Origin of the sequence: Streptomyces sp. NPDC059989 (assembly GCF_042736975.1) — a bacterium.
Classification (GTDB): domain Bacteria; phylum Actinomycetota; class Actinomycetes; order Streptomycetales; family Streptomycetaceae; genus Streptomyces.
This window is the reverse complement of record NZ_JBHWUO010000006.1, coordinates 85796-107878: the sequence shown is the minus strand read 5'-3', so window position 1 is coordinate 107878 and position 22083 is coordinate 85796. Positions and strand designations below refer to the sequence as shown.

Sequence of the window (22083 nt, the reverse complement as noted above, 5' to 3'; positions counted from 1 at the left end):
TTGAGGCGCGCTCGACCGCTGGGCCGGGCCAAATCCAGCCCCGCCGGCGTTTGAGGCGCGGGGCCTGGGGCGGAGCCCCAGCAGCGGCGCCGCACCCGACAACGAAAAGAGGGCCCCCGGATGCCGATGGCATCCGGGGGCCCTCTCACGTCAAACTAACGCAGCGTAGCGGCCCTGGCCTCACGACGGTTGTGCCGGAACGTATTGGCCCGGCGGGTCGTCGCGAACAGCGGAATCGTCGCCGCCAGAGCGATCTGCAGCGCACAGCCGGTCTGCAGCAGCAGCTGCCCGCCCGGCGCGTCGAACGCCCAGGCCGCGAGCAGCCCCATGGCCCCGACGATCCAGCTGAGCATCGCCACCGCGAGGACACCCCGCGGCTTGGGGTACTCGACCCGGCTCACCATCAGCCAGGCCACCCCGATGATCGCCAGCAGCGTCGGCACGAACGGCAGCTCCAGCAGCACGATCGAGACGACCGTCAGCGCACCGAAGGGGCTCGGCATGCCCTGGAACATGCCGTCCTTCATCGTCACGCAGCTGAATCTCGCGAGTCTGAGCACCACGGCCAGCAGCACCACGATCGCGGCCAGCGCCGACATCTTCTGGTGCGCGTCGACGGCGACCATGCCGTAGACGAGCACGAAGTACGCGGGAGCCAGGCCGAAGCTGATCAGGTCGGACAGGTTGTCCAGCTCCGCGCCCATCGGCGAGCTGCGCAGCTTGCGGGCCACGATGCCGTCGAAGAGGTCGAAGACCGCGGCGAGCAGCATCAGTATCACCGCCGTGGCGGCGCTGCTGCGGGCCATGCCCGACTCGCCGCTGCCGGTGAGGTGCGGGATGAGGATTCCGGTGGTGGTGAAGTACACCGCCATGAATCCGCACGTCGCGTTACCGAGGGTGAGGGTGTCCGCTATCGACAGCCGCAGTGACAGCGGCATGTCGTCCTCGGCGGACTCCTCCTCGGCGGACTCCGGAACCCAGCCTGCGGCGGGAGTCTCAGGGTCAGTCACGGTCAATTCGGGTCACCCCCGCGGTGGTGGCCTGACCGACCTCGACCGCGACCTCGACGCCCTCGGGGAGGTAGATGTCGACGCGCGAACCGAAGCGGATCAGACCGATGCGTTCGCCCTGCTCGACCTTGGTACCGGCAGGCAGGTACGGGACGATGCGGCGGGCGACGGCGCCGGCGATCTGCACCATCTCGATGTCACCGAGCTCGGTGTCGAAGTGCCAGACAACGCGCTCGTTGTTCTCGCTCTCCTTGTTGAACGCCGGGACGAACCCGCCGGGGATGTGCTCCACGGACGTCACCGTGCCCGCGAGGGGCGCGCGGTTGACGTGGACGTTCAGCGGGCTCATGAAGATCGCGACGCGGGTGCGTCCGTCCTTCCACGGCATGATGCTCTGCACCACACCGTCGGCGGGCGAGATGACACGGCCCTGGGCGATCTCACGCTCGGGGTCGCGGAAGAACCACAGCATGCCCGCGGCGAGCGCGGTGGCGGGCACGGCCGCCGCGGCCCAGCGCCCGGACTTGCGCGCCCGGGTGAGGCTGAGCGCCGCGGTGGCGACGGTCGGCAGAAGCCACGGCGATGCTCCGCGCGCGAGGCGTACGCCAAGGAGGCTGTCGCGAGGTGCAGAGGTTTGGCTGTGGGGCATGGATGACCTTCGTAGCGGGTGATTGCCGCGCCGCAAACAGGGGGACGGGACGGCGGCTTTACTGGAATGCTATCGGTTGCACGCAACAACTGGGCAAGCCAGAAGCCGAGTCGATGGCCGTCGGCCAGTGACTGCCAGTGACACTTCTGCGACGGATCCGGGGAGGATCCGCCGCAAAAGGTACTTTCAGCCCTGGAGGCGGTACTCCTCAAGCAGGCGTCGCCCGATGATCATTTTCTGAATCTCGGCGGTACCTTCACCGATGAGCAGCATCGGAGCCTCCCGGTAGAGACGCTCGATCTCGTACTCCTTGGAGAACCCGTAGCCGCCATGGATACGGAAGGCGTCTTCCACCACCTCCTTGCAGTACTCGGAGGCGAGGTACTTCGCCATCCCTGCTTCGAGGTCGTTTCGTTCCCCGGAGTCCTTTTTGCGTGCTGCATTGACCATCATCGCATGGGCGGCTTCGACCTTGGTAGCCATCTCGGCGAGCTTGAACTGGATGGCCTGGTGTTCGGCGATGGCCTTGCCGAAAGTGTGACGCTGCTGGGCATAAGAGACACCGAGCTCGAACGCACGCTGAGCGACACCGCAGCCACGGGCCGCCACGTTGACGCGGCCGACCTCGACGCCGTCCATCATTTGGTAAAACCCTCGGCCGGTCTCGCCGCCGAGGACGCGATTGGCCGGAATGCGCAGTCCGTCCATGATGAGCTCGGTCGTGTCGACGCCCTTGTAGCCCATCTTGTCGATCTTGCCCGGGATGGTCAGGCCGGGACGGACCTCGCCGAAGCCGGGCTCCTTCTCCACGAGGAAGGTCGTCATCGACTTGTGGGGCGCCGTGCCCTCGGGGTGTCCTTCGTCACTTCGCACGAGGACGGCCACCAGCGTGGACGTGCCGCCGTTCGTCAGCCACATCTTCTGGCCGTTCAGGACGTACTCGTCGCCGTCCTTCACCGCCTTCGACGTGATCGCCGACACATCGGAGCCCAGCGCCGGCTCGGACATCGAGAACGCGCCGCGCACCTCGCCCAGCGCCATGCGCGGGAGGAAGTAGTCCTTCTGCTCCTGCGTGCCGTGCTGCTTGAGCATGTACGCCACGATGAAGTGCGTGTTGATGATGCCCGAGACGGACATCCAGCCACGGGCTATCTCCTCGACGCACAGGGCGTAGGTGAGGAGCGACTCACCCAGGCCGCCGTACTCCTCCGGGATCATCAGCCCGAAGAGGCCGAGCTCCTTGAGGCCGTCGACGATCTGCTGCGGGTACTCGTCGCGGTGCTCCAGCTCGGTCGCGACCGGGATGATCTCCTTGTCGACGAACTCGCGGACGGTCTTGAGGATCTCCCGCTGGACGTCCGTGAGCCCGGCGGTCTGGGCGAGTCGGGCCATGGCTACTTCCCCTGTTCCTTCAGCGTGGGGCGGCCGGGCTGCTCGCCGCCGCGCTCCTTGATGTACGTCTCGGTCGGGACCATCACCTTGCGCCGGAAGACGCAGACGAGGGTGCCGTCCTGCTTGTAGCCCTTGGTCTCGACGTAGACGATGCCGCGGTCGTTCTTCGACTTCGACGGGGTCTTGTCGAGGACCGTGGTCTCGCCGTAGATGGTGTCGCCGTGGAAGGTCGGCGCCACGTGCCGCAGGGACTCGATCTCCAGGTTGGCGATGGCCTTCCCGGAGACGTCCGGCACGGACATGCCCAGCAGCAGCGAGTAGATGTAGTTGCCCACGACCACGTTCTTGCCGAAGTCGGTCGTGTTCTCGGCGTAATTGCTGTCCATGTGGAGCGGGTGGTGGTTCATGGTCAGCAGACAGAAGAGGTGGTCGTCGTACTCCGTGACCGTCTTCCCGGGCCAGTGCTTGTAGACCGCGCCGACCTCGAACTCTTCGTACGTGCGTCCGAACTGCATGGTGCTCAGGCCTCCGGGATCTCGAACTTGCTGGTGCGCTGCATGCCCGCGGCGCGGCCCTTGCCCGCGATGACCAGGGCCATCTTGCGGCTGGCCTCGTCGATCATCTCGTCGCCGAGCATCGCCGAGCCCTTCTTGCCGCCGGCCTCGGAGGTGCACCAGTCGTACGCGTCGAGGATCAGCTCGGAGTGGTCGTAGTCCTCCTGCGAGGGGGAGAAGACCTCGTTGGCCGCGTCGACCTGGCCGGGGTGCAGCACCCACTTGCCGTCGAAGCCCAGCGCCGCCGCCCGGCCGGCCACCTCGCGGTACGCGTCCACGTCGCGGATCTGGAGGAAGGGGCCGTCGATCGCCTGGAGGTTGTGCATGCGGGCCGCCATCAGGATCCGCATCAGGATGTAGTGGTAGGCGTCCGCGCCGTAGCCGGGCGGCTGCATGCCCACGACCAGGGACTTCATGTTGATCGAGGCCATGAAGTCGGCCGGGCCGAAGATGATGGTCTCCAGCCGGGGCGAGGCGGCGGCGATCTCGTCGACGTTCACCAGGCCCTTGGCGTTCTCGATCTGCGCCTCGATGCCGATCTTGCCGACCTCGAAGCCCATCGTCTTCTCGATCTGGGTCAGCAGCAGGTCCAGGGCCACGACCTGCTGGGCGTCCTGGACCTTCGGCAGCATGATGCAGTCGAGGTTCTGGCCGGCGCCCTCGACGACCGTGATGACGTCGCGGTACGTCCAGTGCGTGGTCCAGTCGTTGACCCGCACGACCCGGGTCTTGCCCGTCCAGTCACCGTTGTTCAGCGCGTCCACGATCGTGTGGCGGGCGCCTTCCTTGGCGAGCGGCGCGCAGGCGTCCTCCAGGTCGAGGAAGACCTGGTCGGCCGGCAGGCCCTGGGCCTTCTCCAGGAAGCGCGGGTTCGAACCCGGGACGGCGAGGCAGGAGCGACGCGGGCGAAGACGGTTCACCGGGTGGACGGGCGTGGTCATGCGGGGACCTCCGTGCTTGCAAGGTTTGCGGTGTTCTGAAGGGGGTCGAGCTTGTTGGCTTTGCGGATCTCGTCGACGATACGGCCGATGATCTCCGTGATGCCGAAGTCCTTCGGCGTGAAGACGGCGGCCACACCGGCCGCCTTGAGTGTCACGGCATCCGCGTTCGGAATGATGCCTCCGACGATGACGGGAATGTCACCCGCCCCCGCCGCGCGCAGGCGTTCGAGGACGTCCGGGACGAGTGCGCTGTGGGATCCGGACAGGATGGACAGTCCCACGCAGTGCACGTCCTCGGCCAGCGCCGCGGAGGAGATCTCCTCGGGCGTCAGCCGGATGCCCTGGTAGACCACCTCGAAGCCGGCGTCGCGGGCCCGGACCGCTATCTGCTCGGCGCCGTTGGAGTGCCCGTCCAGGCCGGGCTTGCCGACCAGCAGGCGCAGCCGGCCCGAGCCGAGCTCGTCGGCCGTACGGGCCACCTTCTCGCGGACCTCGTGCATCGGCGTACCGGGCTCGGCGGTGACCGCCACCGGGGCCGAGGAGACCCCGGTCGGGGCGCGGAACTCGCCGAACACCTCGCGGAGCGCGCTCGCCCACTCGCCGGTGGTGACACCGGCCCGGGCGCACTCCAGGGTGGCCTCCATCAGGTTCTCGGTCCCGGCCGCGGCCTCCTTGAGGCGCTCCAGGGCCTGCCGGGTGGTGGGGAAGACGAACGGGTCGCCGTTCCCCTGCCGTTCCGAGGACTCCTCGCGCTCGGCGCGCCAGCGGCCGATGCGCTCGACGGTCAGTGCCTCCACCGCCCCGTCCACCGTCATGATGGCGCCGTCCAGGTCCGCGGTGAGCGGGTTCTCCTCGGTCTGCTGGAAGCAGTTGACGCCGACGATCTTGTCCACGCCGGCCTCGATCCGGGCGCGCCGTTCGGCGTGCGAGGAGACCAGCTCGCCCTTCAGGTACCCGGACTCGACGGCGGCCATCGCGCCGCCCATCTCCTGGATCCGGTCGATCTCGGCCAGACAGTCGGCGACCAGGGAGTCGACCTTGGCCTCGATGACGTGGGAGCCCGCGAAGATGTCCTCGTACTCCAGCAGGTCGCTCTCGTGCGCCAGGACCTGCTGGATGCGCAGCGACCACTGCTGGTCCCAGGGCCGGGGCAGGCCCAGCGCCTCGTTCCAGGCCGGCAGCTGCACCGCGCGGGCGCGGGCGTCCTTGGAGAGGGTGACCGCCAGCATCTCCAGGACGATGCGCTGGACGTTGTTCTCCGGCTGCGCCTCGGTCAGGCCCAGGGAGTTGACCTGGACCCCGTAGCGGAAGCGGCGCTGCTTGTCGTTCTCGATGCCGTACCGCTCACGGGTGACCTTGTCCCAGATGCGGCCGAAGGCGCGCATCTTGCACATCTCCTCGATGAAGCGGACGCCCGCGTTCACGAAGAAGGAGATGCGGGCGACCACCTCGCCGAAGCGCTCCTCGGGCACCTGGCCCGAGTCGCGCACGGAGTCCAGGACGGCGATCGCGGTGGACATCGCGTACGAGATCTCCTGGACCGGGGTGGCCCCGGCCTCCTGCAGATGGTAGCTGCAGATGTTGATCGGGTTCCACTTCGGGATGTGGTTGACCGTGTACGCGATCATGTCCGTCGTCAGGCGGAGCGAGGGCCCGGGCGGGAAGACGTGCGTCCCGCGCGAGAGGTACTCCTTGACGATGTCGTTCTGGGTGGTGCCCTGGAGCTGGGAGACGTCCGCCCCCTGCTCCTCGGCGGCCACCTGGTAGAGCGCCAGCAGCCACATGGCGGTGGCGTTGATCGTCATCGAGGTGTTCATCTGCTCCAGGGGTATGTCCTGGAACAGCCGCCGCATGTCGCCCAGATGGGAGACCGGGACCCCGACCCGGCCCACCTCGCCGCGGGCGAGGATGTGGTCGGGGTCGTAGCCGGTCTGCGTCGGCAGGTCGAACGCGACCGACAGGCCGGTCTGGCCCTTGGCGAGGTTGCGGCGGTACAGCTCGTTCGACGCCTCGGCCGTGGAGTGGCCGGCGTACGTCCGCATGAGCCACGGACGGTCCTTCTGGCGCTCTGTCATCTCAGGCTGTCCCTTAGGCCTTTGAACGGTCTCAGACGTTGCGGAAGCGGTTGATGGCCTCGAGGTGCGTCGCGCGCATCTCGTGGTCGCGGACGCCCAGGCCCTCCTCGGGGGCCAGCGCGAGGACGCCGACCTTGCCCTGGTGGAGGTTGCGGTGGACGTCGTAGGCGGCCTGACCGGTCTCCTCCAGGGAGTAGACCTTCGACAGGGTGGGGTGGATCTTGCCCTTGGCGACCAGGCGGTTGGCCTCCCACGCCTCGCGGTAGTTCGCGAAGTGCGAGCCCACGATCTTCTTCAGCGACATCCACAGGTAGCGGTTGTCGTACTCGTGGTTGTAGCCCGAGGTCGAGGCGCAGGTGACGATCGTGCCGCCCTTGCGGGTGACGTAGACCGAGGCGCCGAAGGTCTCGCGGCCCGGGTGCTCGAAGACGATGTCCACGTCCTCGCCGCCGGTCAGCTCGCGGATGCGCTTGCCGAAGCGCTTCCACTCCTTCGGGTCCTGGGTGTGCTCGTCCTTCCAGAACTTGTAGCCCTCGGCGCTGCGGTCGATGATCGCGGTCGCGCCCATCGCCCGGCAGATGTCCGCCTTCTGCGCGCTGGAGACGACACAGATCGGGTTGGCGCCGCCGGCCAGCGCGAACTGGGTGGCGTAGGAGCCGAGTCCGCCGCTGGCGCCCCAGATCAGGACGTTGTCGCCCTGCTTCATGCCGGCGCCGTTGCGGGAGACCAGCTGGCGGTAGGCGGTGGAGTTGACCAGGCCGGGGGAGGCGGCCTCCTCCCAGCTCAGGTGGTCCGGCTTCGGCATCAGCTGGTTGGACTTGACGAGCGCGATCTCCGCCAGGCCGCCGAAGTTGGTCTCGAAGCCCCAGATGCGCTGCTCGGGGTCGAGCATCGTGTCGTTGTGGCCGTCCGAGGACTCCAGCTCGACCGAGAGGCAGTGCGCGACGACCTCGTCGCCCGGCTTCCAGGCGTTGACACCGGGGCCGGTGCGCAGCACGACGCCCGCGAGGTCGGAGCCGATGATGTGGTACGGCAGGTCGTGGCGCTTGGTGAGCTCGCTGAGCCTGCCGTAGCGCTCCAGGAAGCTGAAGGTGGACACCGGCTCGAAGATCGAGGTCCACACCGAGTTGTAGTTGACCGAGGAGGCCATGACGGCCACCAGGGCCTCGCCCGGGCCGAGTTCCGGCACCGGGACCTGGTCCAGGTGCAGGGACTTGCGCGGGTCCTTCTCGCGGGTGGTGAGCCCCGCGAACATCTCCGCCTCGTCCTTGTGCACGGTGATCGCGCGGTACGAGTCGGGGAGCGGCAGGGCCGCGAAGTCGGCGGCCGTAGCGGCCTGCGACTGGATCGCGTCCAGGATGTCCTTCACGGTAGAGCCTCCGGCTAGCGCTGAATGAGGGTGCGCTGAGGGGTACGCAGGTGCGTGCAGCGGGTGGTGTGTGCCGTCGGTTCGGCGGAGCGGTGGTGCTGCACGCCTGTGGTGGGGCGTGCGGGGGCCTGGTGACGCAGGCATCCGGGGCGCGGTCCGCACCGTGTGGGTGTGGGACCGCGGGGACGTCCGGACGAGATTCAACGTATGGCACCCCGTGTCACTCGACAAGGCACCGCGTGCCAAAACTTTTTCTCATTTGCCTATTGACCTGCGCAGATGAGCGATGATCGATCAGAGTTACCCGCGAGTAGGGGCAAGGCGGACAAACGGAAGCGGCCGCCCCCGGTACGGGAGCGGCCGCTGTGACGCTTGTCGCGCGTGGTGCTTTTCGACTACTTGTTGCGCAGTGCCTCTTCGATGGTCCGCATGACCTCGTCCAGCGGGGCGTCCGTGCGGGCCACCGCCACCAGCACCTCGCCCTCGGTGCGGACCGCCGCCGGGGCGGCCGGCGCCGCCGCCGTGTTCAGGGTGCGGCCCGCGCCGATGCCCGTGCCGAAGGTCTTGCGGACGATGGAGAAGGCGTGGTCCAGCTGCGCCTCCACGTCCCCCTGGCCGCCCGCCCGCAGCCAGCGCCGCAGCACGTGGTTGTGGGCGGTGACCACCGCCGAGGCGGCCACCTCGGCCAGCAGCGGATCGTCGTTGCCGTCGTGGTGGTCGGTCTCGTCGAAGTGGGCCAGCAGATAGCGGGTGAACAGCCGCTCGTACCGGGCCACCGAGGCGATCTCCCGCTCCCGCAGCGCCGGCACCTCGCGGGTCAGCCGGTAGCGCTCCACCGACACCGCCGGCGAGGCGGCGTACATCTTCATGACTTCCTTGATCCCCCGGCACACCGTGTCGAGCGGGTGCTCGTGCGCCGGGGCCACGTCGAGGACTGCCTCGGCGCGGGTCAGGGTGTCGTCGTGGTCGGGGAAGATCGCCTCTTCCTTGGACCGGAAGTGCCGGAAGAAGGTCCGGCGCGCCACCCCGGCGGTCGCGGCGATCTCGTCGACCGTCGTCGCCTCGTACCCCTTGGTCGCGAACAGCTCCATGGCCGCGGCGGCGAGCTCGCGGCGCATCTTGAGCCGCTGGGCGGCCGCCTTGGTGCCGGCCGGGCTCTCCGGGGTGTCGGAAGCCGTGGCGGCGCGGGGCGAGGTCTTGGCGGGCTGGGACATAGAGCGAAAGTACTTCATTCGGGCGGGTGAGCGCGCCTGAGGGGGGTGGGACGGGGATGGATGCGGGGGAGGGCAGGCACTGGGCACACAGTGCTCGTCGGGAGGGTTTGCCCGCCGTGAGGGTCCGGCGGGCCCGAGGAGCCCTCCCCACGCATCCGGCTCATGGCCCGGCCGATTACCGGCGGGCGGCGTACTCACGGAAACCGCGGCCGGTCTTCCGGCCCAGGCAGCCCGCCGCGACCAGGTGCTCCAGCAGCGGGGACGGGGCCAGGCCCGGGTCGCGGAACTCCTTGTGGAGGACCTTCTCGATGGCCAGCGACACATCGAGGCCGACCACGTCGAGGAGCTCGAAGGGCCCCATCGGGTAGCCGCCGCCCAGCTTCATCGCCGCGTCGATCTGGTCGAGGCTCGCGTAGTGCTGCTCGACCATCTTGATCGCGTTGTTGAGGTACGGGAACAGCAGCGCGTTCACGATGAAGCCGGCCCGGTCCCCGCAGTCCACCGGGTGCTTGCGCACCTTGACGCAGATCTCGCGGACCGTGGCGTGCACGTCGTCGGCCGTCAGGACCGTGCGGACCACCTCGACCAGCTTCATAGCCGGGGCCGGGTTGAAGAAGTGCATGCCGATCACGTCCTGCGGACGCGAGGTCACGCGGGCCACCGCGATCACCGGCAGCGAGGAGGTGGTCGTCGCCAGCACCGCGCCCGGCTTGCAGACCTTGTCCAGGGCCGCGAACAGCTCCTGCTTGACGGCCAGGTCCTCGGCCACCGCCTCCACGGCCAGGTCCACCTCGGCGAAGGCGTCCAGCGAACCGGCCGGGGTGATCAGGTCCAGGGTCCGCGTCGCGGACTCGTCCGTCAGCCGGCCCTTGGCCACCGCACGGCCCAGGGACTTGCCGATCGCGGCCTTCGCCGCCTCCGCCTTCTCCTGGCTGCGGGCGGCCAGGACGACGCTGTAGCCGGCCTGGGCGAAGACCTGCGCGATCCCGCTCGCCATGGTGCCCGAGCCGGCCACGCCGACCGAGGTCACGGCGCGGCCCGCGCCGAGCAGGGCCCCGTCCGGCGGGGTCTGGAGGTCGCGGACGATCACCGAGCTGCCCGGGGCCTCGTACGTGTAGAAGCCGCGCCCGGACTTCTGCCCGGTCAGCCCGGCCTCGGCGAGCTGCCCGAGGATCGGGGCCGGGGCGTGCAGCCGGTCGCCGGAGGAGGTGTACATGGCCTCCAGGACGGTGCGGGCGGTGTCCACGCCGATCAGGTCGAGCAGCGCGAGCGGGCCCATGGGCAGGCCGCAGCCGAGCCGCATCGCCGCGTCGATGTCCTCGCGGGAGGCGTACTTGGCCTCGTACATGGCGGCGGCCTGGTTGAGGTAGCCGAAGAGCAGGCCGTCGGCGACGAAGCCGGGGCGGTCGCCGACCGCGACGGGCTCCTTGCCGAGCTCGCGGGCCAGTGCGGTGACCGCCTCGACGGCCGGCGGGGCGGTCAGCACGCTGGAGACGACCTCGACCAGCTTCATCGCCGGGGCCGGGTTGAAGAAGTGCAGGCCCAGCACGCGCTCGGGGCGCTGGGACTCGGCGGCCATGCGCGTCACCGAGAGGGCGTTGGTGCCGGTGGCCAGGATCGTGTCCGGGCGGACGACCGCGTCGAGCTCGCGGAAGACCTGCTGCTTGATCTCGTACGACTCCGGCACGACCTCGATGACGAGGTCCGCCTCGGCGGCGGCGGCGAGGTCGCCGTAGGTGCGGAACCGGGCGAGCACGTCCGCCCGCTCCTGCTCGGTGAGGCGCTCCCGGGTGACGGAGCGGGCGGTGGACGCGGCGAGCGAGGCCACGGCCCGGCGGGCGGCGGCCTCACTGACGTCGATGCCGATGACCTCGCGGCCGGCCCGGGCGAGGACCTCGGCGATGCCGGTGCCCATCGTGCCGAGGCCGACGACGGCGATGGTCTGGAGGGTGGGGTGACTGGACGGACGGTCCATCGAGGGACTCCAGTGGAAGAGGGTGACGACTGGGGGACGCGCGGCGCACAGCGCGCGGATGCCGTACGGAAGAGCCGTGCGGAACGTACGGAAGGCGTACGGGAGCCGTACGAAGCCGTACGGAGGGAGTGAGCCCGGCAGCGAAGAGCCCGGCGGGCCGAAGCGGCGGAACCCTGTCCCGGGGTCACGCCGTGGGGTGGTGCGGTGCTGAACCGACTGGCACGAGGCGGCTGCGTCACCAGGCCGTCCTCGTACGTGTTACCAGGACAGTAACTCGTCGGTAACTCGCGCGCCAGAGTGCGGAGATGTGACCTGTACCGCCCAAATGTACCGATCATCGATCATCGATCAACGCTCTCCCCTAGGGTGGCCATGTGAACGACGTGCTGGAGCGACTGCGGGCGGAAGCCGCCGGTTCGCCGGAGCGTGCCGAGTACGAGGTCCTCCTCGCGGCGGACCCCGATGCCCTGGCGGCCTCCCTGACCTCGCCCGGGCTGCCCCTGTGGGCCCGCGAACTCGCCGCGTACCGGCTGGGGCTGGCCGGGGACCGCCGTGCCTTCGAGTCCCTGGTGCTGCTGCTCAACCACCGCGACCCGCCGCGCTGCGCGGCCGCCGCCGAGGCGCTGGCCGTCCTGGGCGACCCCCGTACCGCCCGCGCGGCCGCGGCCCTCGCCACCAACGGCCTGCGCACGGCCTACGCCCTGCAGCCCGTCCGGCTGCTCACCGCTCTGCGCGCCCCGGAATCGGCCCCCGCGCTGATGGCCACCCTGTCCCGGCTGCTCTCCCCGCACGACCCGTACTGGCGGGTCGCCCTGGCCTGCGTCGAGGGGCTCGGCGCCCTGGGCGACCCGCGGGCCCGCGAACTCCTCACCCGCGCCCAGTCCCACCCCCGCCTCGCGGTGGCGGCGACGGCCGCACTCCGCGCGCTGGGGTGAGGGGGCCGGCTGGCATGATCGTCCGCATGAGCGAACACGACAGCCACCTGACCCGCATATACGCACCGGAAGGCGTCAGCCCCGCCGTCGGCTTCAGCCACGTGGTGTGGGGCACCGGGCGCTTCGTCGCCGTCTCCGGGCAGTGCGCCTTCGACGAGAAGGGCGGGATCGTCGGCGAGGGCGACCCGTCCGCGCAGGCCCACCAGGTGTTCGAGAACCTGCGGCGCTGCCTGGCCGCCGCCGGGGCCACCTTCGACGACGTGGTGAAGCTGACCTACTTCGTCACCGACGTCGCGCACATGCCCGCGGTGCGGGAGGCGCGCGACGCCTTCATCCCCGCCGACCGGCTGCCGGCCTCCTCCGCCGTCCAGGTCGCGGCCCTGGTCCGGCCGGAACTGCTGGTGGAGGTGGAGGCCTTCGCCGTGCTGCCGGTCTGACCTGTCCGACCGGCCCGACCTGTCGGGTCAGCCCCGGAAGCCGAGCAGGCCGTGCAGGGCCGCGCCGCCCGCCGAGGGCGGCACCGCGCGGGTCGCCGCGGTCGGCTTCGGGGCCGCCTGGGCCGGGCAGGTGGCGTCCGCGGCCTTGCCCGTCTTCAGGTACGCCGACACCTTCTCGTCCAGGCACTTGTTGCCGCTGAGCGAGATCCCGTGGTTGCCGCCGCCCTCCTCGACCACCAGGGCCGAGCCCTTCAGCTTCTCCCGCATGCTGAGCGCGCCCCCGAACGGGGTCGCCGCGTCCTCCGTCGCCTGGAGGAGGAGGGCCGGCGGCAGGTCGGCGTTGGTCACGTCCGGGGCCTGGAGCGGCTCCGTCGGCCAGAACGCGCACGGGGCGTTGTACCAGGCGTTGTTCCAGGTCATGAAGGGCGCCTCGGCGTGCGTGCGCCACATGTCCGCGCGCCACTGGTTCCAGTCCTTCGGCCAGGCCGAGTCCCGGCACTGCACCGCCGTGTAGACGCTGTAGCCGTTGCCCGCGGAGGGCTCGACCGCGCCGAACCGCTCGTACGCCGCCACCAGCGGCTTCGGGTCCGCCTTGACCGCGTAGGCGGCGAAGGCCTCGGCGAGGTTCGGCCAGTAGCCGTTGAAGTAGCCGCCCGGCATGAAGGTGTCCTCCAGCTCGGCCGGGCCCACCTTGCCGCCGGCCGGGGTCTCGCGCAGCGCCTCGCGCATCGCGTACCAGCGCTCCTCGACCCGCTCCGGATCGGTGCCGAGCCGGTAGGTCCCGTCGTGCGTCGCCACCCAGGCCAGGAAGGCCTTGTGGCGGGCGTCGAAGGCCCGGTCCTGGGAGAGGTTGTCCTCGTACCAGACGCCGCCCGGGTCGACCACGGAGTCCAGGACCAGCCGGTGCACCCGGCCGGGGTGGAGCTTGGCGTACACCGCGCCCAGGTAGGTCCCGTACGAGTAGCCGAAGTAGCTGATCCGCTCGGCGGCGAGCGCGCCGCGCAGCACCTCGATGTCGCGGGCGGCCGAGACGGTGTCGATGTGGGGCAGCACGTCCGCGTACTTGGCCTGGCAGGACTCGGCGAAGGTGCGCACCCGATCCAGGTTGGCCTGCTCGGTGGCCTCGTCGCGCGGTACGGAGTCCGGGCGCACGGGCTTGAAGTGGCCGGCCCCGCAGTCGAGGGCCGGCTCGCTCTTGCCCACGCCCCGGGGGTCGAAGCCGATCACGTCGTACTGGGCGGCGACGTCCTTGGGGAGCGCGGAGGCGATGAAGCCGGCGAGGGTGCGGCCGCTGCCGCCGGGCCCGCCGGGGTTGACCAGCAGCGGGCCCTGGGAGGTGGCGGCGGTGTGGGGCACCCGGGTCAGGGCGAGGGCGATCTGCCGGCCGGTGGGCCGGGCGTGGTCGAGGGGGACCTTGAGGGAAGCGCACTGGAGCGTCGGGTAGCGGGGCGTCGCGCAGTCGGTCCAGCGCAGGGCCGCCTTCGCCGGAGCCGGGGCGGCCGGGGCGGCCGGCGCCGCCGTGACCGGGCTCGCCAGCGCGGTGGCGGCGGCGACGGCGGTGGAGATCGACAGCAGGACAGCGGCGCGCTTCTTCAAGGGGTGCAGCATGGGGCCTCCCAGCCGAGGGTTCTGGGCGGAATCGTCCCGGAAACCGCGCCTGGAAGACGGGATTGGGCTGCCTATTGGCCCGATGTGATGACCCTTCAGCGGGTCGCGCGCGTCAGAGGAGGGTCAGCTGCGTCGGTTCGGCGGGCGCGCCCGCCGCGGGCCGCTCGGGGGTGACGATCCGGCGGGCCGCCCCGCGGGAGTGCGGGCCGATGCCGAATTCGGCCGCCAGCCGGTGGACTTGGCGGGTGATCTGGCGCTGGTACCAGGTGGGCGCGTACGAGCCGCCCGCGTACATCCGCTCGTACCGCTCCACGAGCCGCGGGTGGTGCTCGCCCAGCCAGGCGGTGAACCACTCGCGCGCCCCGGGCCGCAGATGGAGTACCAGGGGTGTCACGGAGGTGGCGCCGGACTCGGCGACGGCGCGCACGGTGGCCCGCAGCTGCTCGGGGGAGTCGCCGAGGAAGGGGATCACCGGGGCCATCAGCACCCCGCACTCGATGCCGGCGTCGGTCAGCGCCCGTACGGCGGCCAGCCGGGCGGCGGGGGAGGGCGTGCCGGGCTCCACGGTCCGCCACAGGCCGGTGTCGGTGAAGCCGACGGAGACGGAGATCCCGACCTCGGCGACCTCGGCGGCCTCCTGGAGGAGGGGCAGGTCGCGCAGGATCAGCGTGCCCTTGGTCAGGATCGAGAAGGGATTGGCGTGGTCGCGCAGCGCCCCGATGATCCCGGGCATCAGCCGGTAGCGGCCTTCGGCGCGCTGGTAGCAGTCGACGTTGGTGCCCATGGCGATGTGCGCGCCGTTCCAGCGGGGCGAGCCGAGCTCGCGGCGCAGCAGCTCGGGGGCGTTGGTCTTGACGACGATCTGGGAGTCGAAGCCGAGTCCGGTGTCGAGGTCGAGGTAACTGTGGGTCTTGCGCGCGAAGCAGTAGACGCAGGCGTGACTGCAACCCCTGTACGGGTTGACGGTCCATTCGAACGGCATGCGCGAGGCCCCGGGCACCCGGTTGACGATCGAGCGGGCCCGCACCTCGTGGAAGGTGATCCCCCGGAACTCGGGGGTGTCGAAGGTACGGGTGACGACGGCGTCGGCCCCGAAGAGCGCGGCGGGCCCGGTGCTGCCCTCGGTCAGGTTGTCCCAGCGCATGAGCGCCTCCCTTGGTAGCTCTGCGCCGAGAATAGAACAAACGTTCCCATGATCGTGCGGGGCCGGACTCGTGCACGTGCACTGCCGCGGCTGACGGAGGGGCCGGTTCCCGGACCGGATTTGGGCCACCGCCCCCGAGGTGGTTGGCTTCGCCGTGACGAGCGAACACAACTGCTGGAGGACTAGCTATGGCGCAGGTCGAGGCCACCACGGAGCGGATCATCGCGGCCGACGCGGAGACCGTGTTCGACGCGCTGGCGGACTACACCGGGACCCGGGGGAAGCTGCTGCCCGAGCACTTCAGCGAGTACGAGGTGCGTGAGGGCGGCGACGGCGAGGGAACCCTGGTGCACTGGAAGCTCCAGGCCACCAGCAAGCGCGTACGGGACTGCCTGCTGGAGGTCACCGAGCCCACCGACGGCCAGCTGGTGGAGAAGGACCGCAACTCCTCCATGGTCACCACCTGGGTGGTCACCCCGGCCGGCGAGGGCAAGTCCAAGGCCGTCGTCACCACCGTGTGGAACGGCGCCGGCGGCATCGGCGGCTTCTTCGAGCGCACCTTCGCGCCCAAGGGCCTCGGCCGGATCTACGACACCGTGCTGGCCAACCTGGCCACCGAAGTCGAGGCCTGAGCCCGGTCGTTGACGGTGAGGCCGGGCACGCGGCCTCACCGGATAGGGTGAACCGGCAGACCGGACCACCGGGCGTGGCCCCGGCCCCCGGCGCCCTCCGACGGCTAGGGTGGGGATCGCGCGCGGCACCCACCGCGCCGCGCGCCACCGACCGCCCGGGGGCCCGATGAAGATCCTCATCTCCGCCGACATGGAAGGCGCCACCGGCGTCACCTGGCCCGCAGACGTGCTGCCGGGGACCCCGCAGTGGGAGCGCTGCCGGTCGATGTTCACCTCCGACGTCAACGCCGCCGTCCTCGGCTTCTACGACGGCGGCGCCGACCAGGTCCTCGTCAACGAGGCCCACTGGACCATGCGCAACCTGCTGCTGGAGCGGCTCGACGCCCGCGTAGAGATGCTCACCGGCCGCCACAAGTCCCTCTCCATGGTCGAGGGCGTCCAGCACGGGGACGTCGACGGCATCGCCTTCGTCGGCTACCACACGGGGGCCGGCTCCGAGGGGGTCCTCGCCCACACCTACCTCGCCAACTCCATCACCGGCGTCTGGGTCAACGGCGTCCGCGCCGGCGAGGGGCTGCTGAACGCCCACGTCGTCGCCGAGTTCGGGGTCCCCGTCATCCTGGTCACCGGCGACGACCTGACCTGTGTCGACGCCGCCGGATACGCTCCCGACGCCGTGACCGTCGCCGTGAAGGACCACGTCTCGCGCTACGCCGCCGTGTGCCGGACCCCGGCCCGCACCGCCGCCGACATCCGCGCCGCGGCCAAAGAGGCCACGGCCCTCGCGGTCCGCCGCGATCCGGTGCACCGCGGCCCCTTCACCGTGGAGCTGGAGTTCGACGCCGAGCACCTGGCCCTGGCCGCCACGGTGGTCCCGGGCGCCGAGCGGTGCGGGGAGCGCAGGGTCTCGTACACCAGCGACACGATGTACGAGGGGATCCGGACGTTCAAGGCGGTTACGACGGTCGTCTCGGCGGCCGTGGAGGAGCAGTATGGCTGACATGCACACCGTGACAACCGAGGCCCCGGCCGGCGCCGTGGACGCGATCGCCCTCGACGAGGTCGTCGAGTTCACCTCGGACCTCATCAGGATCGACACCACCAACCGGGGCGGCGGCGACTGCCGCGAGCGCCCCGCCGCCGAGTACGCCGCCGAGCGCCTCGCCGCCGCCGGCCTGGAGCCGGTGCTGCTGGAGCGCACCCCCGGCCGCACCAACGTCGTCGCCCGCATCGAGGGCACCGACCGCGACGCCGAGGCGCTGCTCGTCCACGGGCACCTCGACGTGGTCCCGGCCGAGGCCGCCGACTGGAGCGTCGACCCCTTCTCCGGGGAGGTCCGCGACGGCGTGGTCTGGGGCCGGGGCGCCGTCGACATGAAGGACATGGACGCGATGGTGCTGGCCGTCGTACGGGCCTGGGCGCGCGCGGGGGTGAAGCCGCGCCGGGACATCGTGATCGCCTTCACCGCCGACGAGGAGGACAGCGCGGTCGACGGCTCCGGCTTCCTCGCCGACCGGCACCCGCACCTCTTCGAGGGCTGTACGGAGGGCATCAGCGAATCCGGCGCCTTCACCGTGCACACCGGCCCCGGCCGGGTCCTCTACCCCATCGCCGCCGGTGAACGCGGCACCGCCTGGCTGAAGTTGACCGCGCGCGGCACCGCCGGCCACGGCTCCAAGCCCAACAAGGCCAATGCCGTCAGCCGCCTCGCCGCCGCCGTGGCCCGGATCGGCGAGTACGACTGGCCGGTCCGGCTCACCGACACCGTGACCGCCTGCATCACCGAACTCGCCGCCGGCCACGGCCTGTCGGTCGATCCGCGGGCCCCCGGCTTCGACCTCGACGCGGTCCTCGCCGAGCTCGGCCCGGCCGCCGTCCTGGTCGAGGCGACCGTGCGCAACAGCGCCAACCCCACCATGCTGGACGCCGGTTACAAGCTCAACGTGATCCCCGGCCAGGCCACCGCCTACGTGGACGGGCGGATGCTGCCGGGCGGCGAGGCCGAGTTCATCGCCACCCTCGACGCGCTCACCGGCCCCGACGTGACGTGGGAGTTCCACCACCGGGAGGTGGCGCTCGAAGCCCCCGTGGACGGGCGGACGTACGCGATCCTGCGCGAGTCCGTCGAGCGCTTCGACCCGGACGGACGTGTGGTGCCCTTCTGCATGGCGGGCGGCACCGACGCCAAGCAGTTCTCCCGTCTCGGTGTCACCGGCTACGGATTCTCCCCCCTCAAGCTGCCGCCCGGCTTCGACTACTGGGCCCTCTTCCACGGCGTGGACGAGCGGGTCCCGGTCGAGGCCCTCCACTTCGGCGTCCGCGTCCTCGACCACGCGCTGCGCACCCTGTGAGCGGGGCCCGGTGATGGCGGCGGTGACCCTGCCCTACGGAAGCTGGCCCTCGCCCATCGGCGCGGGGCTCGCCGCCTCCCTCGACGGGCGCCCCGAGTACGTCGGCACGGTCGGCCCCGAGGTGTGGTGGACCGAGCCCCGGCCGCAGGAGGGCGGCCGCCGGGCCCTGGTGCGCCGCCCGGCCGGCGCCGGTCCCGCCGGCGGGGACCTCACCGTCCTGCCCGCGCCCTGGAACGTCCGCAGCCGGCTCACCGAATACGGCGGCAGCCCGTGGGCCGGAGCCGAACGGGCCGAAGGCGGGCCCCTGTTGGTCTTCGTCCACTTCGCCGACCAGCGGCTGTACGCCTACGAGCCGGACGCGCCCGGCGCCCCCGCACCGCGACCCCTCACCCCCGTCCCCGGCATCGGCGGCGGGCTGCGCTGGGCCGACCCGGTGCTGCGCGGCACCGAAGTCTGGTGCGTGCTGGAGGAGTTCACCGGACCCGCGCCGACCGACGTACGCCGTGTCCTGGCCGCCGTGCCGCTGGACGGGTCGGCGGCCGAAGACCGGGCGGCGGTCCGGGAGTTGACGGACGACCGGCACCGGTTCAGTACCGGGCCCCGGATCTCCCCGGACGGGCGGCACGCGGCCTGGCTGGTGTGGGACCACCCCCGGATGCCCTGGGACGGGACCGAACTGCGGCTGGCCGGGATCGCCGCCGACGGGGCCCTGGCCGAGCCGCGGACCGTCCTCGGCGGCCCCGACGAGGCCATCGCCCAGGTGGACTGGACGGCCGGCGGAACCCTCCTCGCGGTGAGCGACCGCAGCGGCTGGTGGAACCCGTACCGGGTGGACTCCGACACGGGTGAGGCCGTCAACCTGTGCCCCCGGGAAGAGGAGTTCGGCGGCCCGCTGTGGAAGCCCGGGCTGCGCTGGCTCGCCCCGCTCCCCGACGGGCTCGTGGCCGTCCTGCACGGCCAGGGCTCCTCGGTGCTCGGCATCCTCGACCCGGACAGCGGGGACCTGGTCGACGCCGCCGGGCCGTGGACCGCCTGGCAGCCGACCCTCGCCGTCAGCGGGACCCGCGTCTACGGGGTCGCCGCCAGCCCGCGCAGCGCGTACGAGGTGGTCGAACTGGACACCGCGAGCGGGCACGCCCGGGTGGTCGGCGCGCAGGGCGTGGACCCCGTGGACCCGGCCTACTACCCGGAACCCCAGAGCCGGACCTTCCTCGGCCCCGACAGCCGGGAGATCCACGCCCACGTCTACCCGCCGCACCACCCGGCCGTACGGGCCGCCGCCGACGAGCTGCCCCCGTACGTGGTGTGGGCGCACGGCGGCCCCACCGACCACGTGCCGCCCGTACTCGACCTGCACATCGCCTACTTCACCTCCCGCGGCATCGGCGTGGTCGAGGTCAACTACGGCGGCTCCACGGGATACGGCCGCGCCTACCGGGAGCGGCTGCGCGAGCAGTGGGGCGTCGTGGACGTGGAGGACTGCGCGGCGGTGGCCCGGGCCCTGGCCGCCGAGGGCACCGCCGACCCGGACCGGCTCGCCATCCGCGGCGGCAGCGCGGGCGGCTGGACGGCGGCGGCCTCGCTGGCCGCCACTGACCTGTACGCCTGCGCGGCGATCATCTACCCCGTGCTGGACCTGCTCGGCTTCGCCGAGGAGACCCACGATCTGGAATCCCGCTACATCGACGGCCTGGCCGGACCGCCGCAGACCCTCGCCGTCCGCTGCCGCGAGCGCTCGCCGGTGGCCCGCGCCGACCGGATCACCGCGCCGTTCGTCCTGCTCCAGGGGCTGGACGACGCGGTGTGCCCGCCGGCCCAGGCGGAGCGCTTCCTGGCGGCCATGCGGGGCCGGTCCGTACCGCACGCGTACGTCGCCTTCGAGGGCGAGGGCCACGGCTTCCGGCGGGCGGACACGATGATCCGGGCGCTGGAGGCCGAACTCTCCCTGTACGCCCAGGTCTTCGGCATCGACCGACCGGACGTCCCCCGCCTGGAGCTGCACGGGTAGCCGCGCCGAATGAGTATCCGTACTCATGGCGTGAGCATGGCAGCGGCACCACGATGGGTCCCCGGAACGGATCTTCACCGAGGGGGACGGCAGGCATGGACGCGACGGCGGAGGAACAGGGCGGCGGGGGCGGCGCCGGGGGCGGAGGCACGGCGAAGCGGCGCGCCCCGGAGGTGCTCAGGCCGCTGATCCGGCCCGCCGGCGTGGGCGCGCTGCTGGGTGTCCTGTGGATCGTCGTGGCGACACTGCCCTGGGACCTCGACGACTTCTGCCAGAGCGAGGGCTGGGGCTGCCTGGGGGTCGCTCTCCTGCTGATGGCGGCCGTACCCGTCGTCGCCGCCCTGCTCGGGTGGGTGCTGCTGCGGGTGGTGGGTGTCCGCCCCGCCTGGAGGGTGGCCGGCGTGGGCGCGCTGCTGGGGGTGCTGGTCGACTTCCTGTCCTACCGGGCGGCCGGTTCGGGCCTGTGGGGTTCCTTCGCGGCCCCGCTCCTGCTGGCCGCGGTGTACGCGGTCGCGGCCGCCGTCGCGCTTCCCGGCGTCGGAACGCTCCGGCGCTGGGGGGCGCTCGCCGGCGTCCTCGTGCTGCTGTGGCCGGTGACGGGCGCCCTCGGCGATCACAGCCTGGCCGAGCAGGAGGAACGGCGACTGGCCGCGTCCAAAGTCCCGCTGCTGGCCCCCGAGCTGAAGGGCTACCGGGTGTACTTCCCGGAGGCCAACCCGTACGGCGGCACCTTCGGCTATCTGCTGCTGCCGCCAGGGGTCAAGACCAGTGATGCCGACCGGGAGCACCGCGGCATCCGGGTGACCGTCGGACCGCAGGTCCCCGGCTTCGCACCGCCGACCGCGTGCGAGGCCGAGAGCAGCGGCGTGCGGGTCAACGCGGGCCCCTGCGAGCAAGTGGCCCCCGATACCTGGCGCTCGACCACCTACGACTCCGTCCGGTACATCGCGCGACGCCAGGGCGTCATCGTGGTCCTCACCGGCGGTGGTCCGACCGTTTCCGACGGCGACATGCGGGCCATGGCCGATTCCCTCAAGGTGCGGAAGATCGGCTTCTTCCTCGACGACTGAGGCTCAGGCCGTGTGCAGCCAGACCCGCAGCGGGCCGATGGCGGTGAAGCCGTTGCGGAGCGCGGCGTCCAGGTCGTCCCCGTGCTCGTAGCCCACGATGGGCAGGCCCGGCCAGCGGGCGGCGATCCCGGAGAGGACGCCCGCCCAGGCGGCGTCGACATCGGCGTCGTCGTGGGCGAAGAGGTTGGAGACGCCCACGACCGGGCCGGTGCGGTTCGCGGCCGCTCCGGCGACGATCCGGCCCCCGGCACGGCCCGCGAGGAAGACGATGTCCGAGCCGGGCAGGGCCGGGTGGAACAGGCCGGTGCTCTCCTCGCCGTCCCACGCGGCTTCCCACTCCGCCAGCTCCCCGGCGGTGGAAACCTCGGACCATTCCAGGCCGGACGGGGCCGCCTTCGGGGCCGGGTGGTGGATCCACTGCGCCTCGAACAGCACCTCGAAGCCGTCCCCGGCCAGGTCGAGCACGGCGAAGCTGTCCTTCACCGAGCGGCCGCCGGGGGAGCCGGCGTCGATCCCCGCCAGCAGTGCGGCCGCCGAGGCGTCCGGGGTGAGGGTCACCGCGTCGGGGTACAGCGGCGGGGTCGGGTGCGCGCTGGTCCAGGCGTCGGGGGTGAACTCGCCGCGCGGTCCGTGGCCGCGGCAGACCGCGTCGCACCATTCGGCGTTGTTGCGCGCCGCCGCGAGCAGGAGTTCCCGGGTGTCGTTGTCGATCATCACAC

Annotated in this window: 19 protein-coding genes; 7 read left to right on the top strand and 12 right to left on the bottom strand. The window is 71.4% G+C overall.

Translation table 11 applies throughout. The features are described 5' to 3' along the window. Nucleotides 1–155 precede the first annotated feature (155 nt). From pssA to ACFWBN_RS07615, 9 genes are all read right to left on the bottom strand, one after another. Nucleotides 156–938 (bottom strand): CDP-diacylglycerol--serine O-phosphatidyltransferase, encoded by a 783-nt coding sequence (gene pssA / locus ACFWBN_RS07655; RefSeq protein WP_374224490.1) that lies wholly within the window; start codon nt 936–938, stop codon nt 156–158. Nucleotides 939–1002: 64 nt separating this feature from the next. Beyond that, a complete protein-coding gene (locus tag ACFWBN_RS07650) occupies nt 1003–1659 on the bottom strand; it encodes a phosphatidylserine decarboxylase (protein WP_030010161.1) in 657 nt (218 codons plus the stop codon). A 186-nt stretch (nt 1660–1845) separates the two neighbouring features. Further along, nucleotides 1846–3051: an acyl-CoA dehydrogenase family protein gene (locus ACFWBN_RS07645; RefSeq protein WP_385172117.1), complete on the bottom strand. Its 1206-nt coding sequence runs from the start codon at nt 3049–3051 to the stop codon at nt 1846–1848. A gap of 2 nt (nt 3052–3053) precedes the next feature. Beyond that, entirely contained in the window at nt 3054–3566 is a 513-nt protein-coding gene (locus tag ACFWBN_RS07640; protein ID WP_030010163.1) for a MaoC family dehydratase, read from the bottom strand. 5 nt (nt 3567–3571) lie between these two features. Further along, nucleotides 3572–4546 carry a CoA ester lyase gene (locus tag ACFWBN_RS07635; RefSeq protein WP_215146713.1) on the bottom strand — a complete coding sequence of 325 codons (975 nt, stop codon included), beginning with the start codon at nt 4544–4546 and terminating at the stop codon, nt 3572–3574. Further along, nucleotides 4543–6621 (bottom strand): protein meaA, encoded by a 2079-nt coding sequence (locus ACFWBN_RS07630; RefSeq protein WP_385172113.1) that lies wholly within the window; start codon nt 6619–6621, stop codon nt 4543–4545. Before ACFWBN_RS07630 ends, ACFWBN_RS07635 begins: the two co-directional genes overlap by 4 nt. 31 nt (nt 6622–6652) lie before the next feature. Then, nucleotides 6653–7990: a crotonyl-CoA carboxylase/reductase gene (gene ccrA, locus ACFWBN_RS07625; RefSeq protein ID WP_385172110.1), complete on the bottom strand. Its 1338-nt coding sequence runs from the start codon at nt 7988–7990 to the stop codon at nt 6653–6655. 395 nt (nt 7991–8385) lie between these two features. Beyond that, nucleotides 8386–9204 (bottom strand): TetR family transcriptional regulator, encoded by an 819-nt coding sequence (locus tag ACFWBN_RS07620; RefSeq protein ID WP_385172107.1) that lies wholly within the window; start codon nt 9202–9204, stop codon nt 8386–8388. A 175-nt stretch (nt 9205–9379) separates the two neighbouring features. After that, nucleotides 9380–11179 (bottom strand): 3-hydroxyacyl-CoA dehydrogenase family protein, encoded by a 1800-nt coding sequence (locus tag ACFWBN_RS07615; protein WP_385172104.1) that lies wholly within the window; start codon nt 11177–11179, stop codon nt 9380–9382. A 374-nt stretch (nt 11180–11553) separates the two neighbouring features. On the opposite strand from ACFWBN_RS07615, the gene ACFWBN_RS07610 reads away from it, so the two are divergent. Both ACFWBN_RS07610 and ACFWBN_RS07605 read left to right on the top strand, forming a co-directional pair. Further along, nucleotides 11554–12114: an adenylosuccinate lyase gene (locus ACFWBN_RS07610; RefSeq protein WP_385172101.1), complete on the top strand. Its 561-nt coding sequence runs from the start codon at nt 11554–11556 to the stop codon at nt 12112–12114. A gap of 26 nt (nt 12115–12140) precedes the next feature. Beyond that, nucleotides 12141–12551, top strand: a complete 411-nt coding sequence (locus ACFWBN_RS07605; RefSeq protein WP_385172098.1) for a RidA family protein — start codon at nt 12141–12143, stop codon at nt 12549–12551. A gap of 27 nt (nt 12552–12578) precedes the next feature. Here the strand turns inward: ACFWBN_RS07605 and ACFWBN_RS07600 are convergent, their stop codons facing one another. Next, nucleotides 12579–14159 (bottom strand): alpha/beta hydrolase, encoded by a 1581-nt coding sequence (locus ACFWBN_RS07600; protein WP_385172095.1) that lies wholly within the window; start codon nt 14157–14159, stop codon nt 12579–12581. Between the two features lie 112 nt (nt 14160–14271). Continuing rightward, nucleotides 14272–15303, bottom strand: a complete 1032-nt coding sequence (locus tag ACFWBN_RS07595; RefSeq protein WP_385172092.1) for an Rv2578c family radical SAM protein — start codon at nt 15301–15303, stop codon at nt 14272–14274. A gap of 188 nt (nt 15304–15491) precedes the next feature. On the opposite strand from ACFWBN_RS07595, the gene ACFWBN_RS07590 reads away from it, so the two are divergent. The 5 genes from ACFWBN_RS07590 (at nt 15492) to ACFWBN_RS07570 (ending at nt 21364) form a co-directional block, all read left to right on the top strand. Then, on the top strand, nt 15492–15935 hold the full coding sequence (locus tag ACFWBN_RS07590) for an SRPBCC family protein (RefSeq protein ID WP_385172089.1): 444 nt from the start codon (nt 15492–15494) through the stop codon (nt 15933–15935). 166 nt (nt 15936–16101) lie between these two features. Next, nucleotides 16102–16935, top strand: coding sequence for a M55 family metallopeptidase (locus ACFWBN_RS07585; RefSeq protein ID WP_385172086.1), 834 nt, complete (start codon nt 16102–16104; stop codon nt 16933–16935). A 1-nt stretch (nt 16936) separates the two neighbouring features. Beyond that, entirely contained in the window at nt 16937–18286 is a 1350-nt protein-coding gene (locus tag ACFWBN_RS07580) for a M20/M25/M40 family metallo-hydrolase (protein ID WP_385172083.1), read from the top strand. 13 nt (nt 18287–18299) lie between these two features. Then, nucleotides 18300–20294, top strand: a complete 1995-nt coding sequence (locus ACFWBN_RS07575) for a prolyl oligopeptidase family serine peptidase (RefSeq protein ID WP_385172079.1) — start codon at nt 18300–18302, stop codon at nt 20292–20294. 95 nt (nt 20295–20389) lie between these two features. Next, nucleotides 20390–21364 (top strand): hypothetical protein, encoded by a 975-nt coding sequence (locus ACFWBN_RS07570; RefSeq protein WP_385172077.1) that lies wholly within the window; start codon nt 20390–20392, stop codon nt 21362–21364. Between the two features lie 3 nt (nt 21365–21367). On the opposite strand, the gene ACFWBN_RS07565 is transcribed toward ACFWBN_RS07570, so the two are convergent. After that, on the bottom strand, nt 21368–22078 hold the full coding sequence (locus ACFWBN_RS07565; protein ID WP_385172405.1) for a hypothetical protein: 711 nt from the start codon (nt 22076–22078) through the stop codon (nt 21368–21370). Nucleotides 22079–22083 lie beyond the last annotated feature (5 nt).

What these genes read in the sequence shown, in the direction of transcription:
- pssA (WP_374224490.1), bottom strand. Translation starts at nt 938, where the DNA reads ATGCCGCTGTCACTGCGGCTGTCGATAGCGGACACCCTCACCCTCGGT.
- ACFWBN_RS07650 (WP_030010161.1), bottom strand. Translation starts at nt 1,659, where the DNA reads ATGCCCCACAGCCAAACCTCTGCACCTCGCGACAGCCTCCTTGGCGTA.
- ACFWBN_RS07645 (WP_385172117.1), bottom strand. Translation starts at nt 3,051, where the DNA reads ATGGCCCGACTCGCCCAGACCGCCGGGCTCACGGACGTCCAGCGGGAG.
- ACFWBN_RS07640 (WP_030010163.1), bottom strand. Translation starts at nt 3,566, where the DNA reads ATGCAGTTCGGACGCACGTACGAAGAGTTCGAGGTCGGCGCGGTCTAC.
- ACFWBN_RS07635 (WP_215146713.1), bottom strand. Translation starts at nt 4,546, where the DNA reads ATGACCACGCCCGTCCACCCGGTGAACCGTCTTCGCCCGCGTCGCTCC.
- ACFWBN_RS07630 (WP_385172113.1), bottom strand. Translation starts at nt 6,621, where the DNA reads ATGACAGAGCGCCAGAAGGACCGTCCGTGGCTCATGCGGACGTACGCC.
- ACFWBN_RS07620 (WP_385172107.1), bottom strand. Translation starts at nt 9,204, where the DNA reads ATGTCCCAGCCCGCCAAGACCTCGCCCCGCGCCGCCACGGCTTCCGAC.
- ACFWBN_RS07615 (WP_385172104.1), bottom strand. Translation starts at nt 11,179, where the DNA reads ATGGACCGTCCGTCCAGTCACCCCACCCTCCAGACCATCGCCGTCGTC.
- ACFWBN_RS07605 (WP_385172098.1), top strand. Translation starts at nt 12,141, where the DNA reads ATGAGCGAACACGACAGCCACCTGACCCGCATATACGCACCGGAAGGC.
- ACFWBN_RS07600 (WP_385172095.1), bottom strand. Translation starts at nt 14,159, where the DNA reads ATGCTGCACCCCTTGAAGAAGCGCGCCGCTGTCCTGCTGTCGATCTCC.
- ACFWBN_RS07595 (WP_385172092.1), bottom strand. Translation starts at nt 15,303, where the DNA reads ATGCGCTGGGACAACCTGACCGAGGGCAGCACCGGGCCCGCCGCGCTC.
- ACFWBN_RS07590 (WP_385172089.1), top strand. Translation starts at nt 15,492, where the DNA reads ATGGCGCAGGTCGAGGCCACCACGGAGCGGATCATCGCGGCCGACGCG.
- ACFWBN_RS07585 (WP_385172086.1), top strand. Translation starts at nt 16,102, where the DNA reads ATGAAGATCCTCATCTCCGCCGACATGGAAGGCGCCACCGGCGTCACC.
- ACFWBN_RS07580 (WP_385172083.1), top strand. Translation starts at nt 16,937, where the DNA reads ATGCACACCGTGACAACCGAGGCCCCGGCCGGCGCCGTGGACGCGATC.
- ACFWBN_RS07575 (WP_385172079.1), top strand. Translation starts at nt 18,300, where the DNA reads ATGGCGGCGGTGACCCTGCCCTACGGAAGCTGGCCCTCGCCCATCGGC.
- ACFWBN_RS07570 (WP_385172077.1), top strand. Translation starts at nt 20,390, where the DNA reads ATGGACGCGACGGCGGAGGAACAGGGCGGCGGGGGCGGCGCCGGGGGC.
- ACFWBN_RS07565 (WP_385172405.1), bottom strand. Translation starts at nt 22,078, where the DNA reads ATGATCGACAACGACACCCGGGAACTCCTGCTCGCGGCGGCGCGCAAC.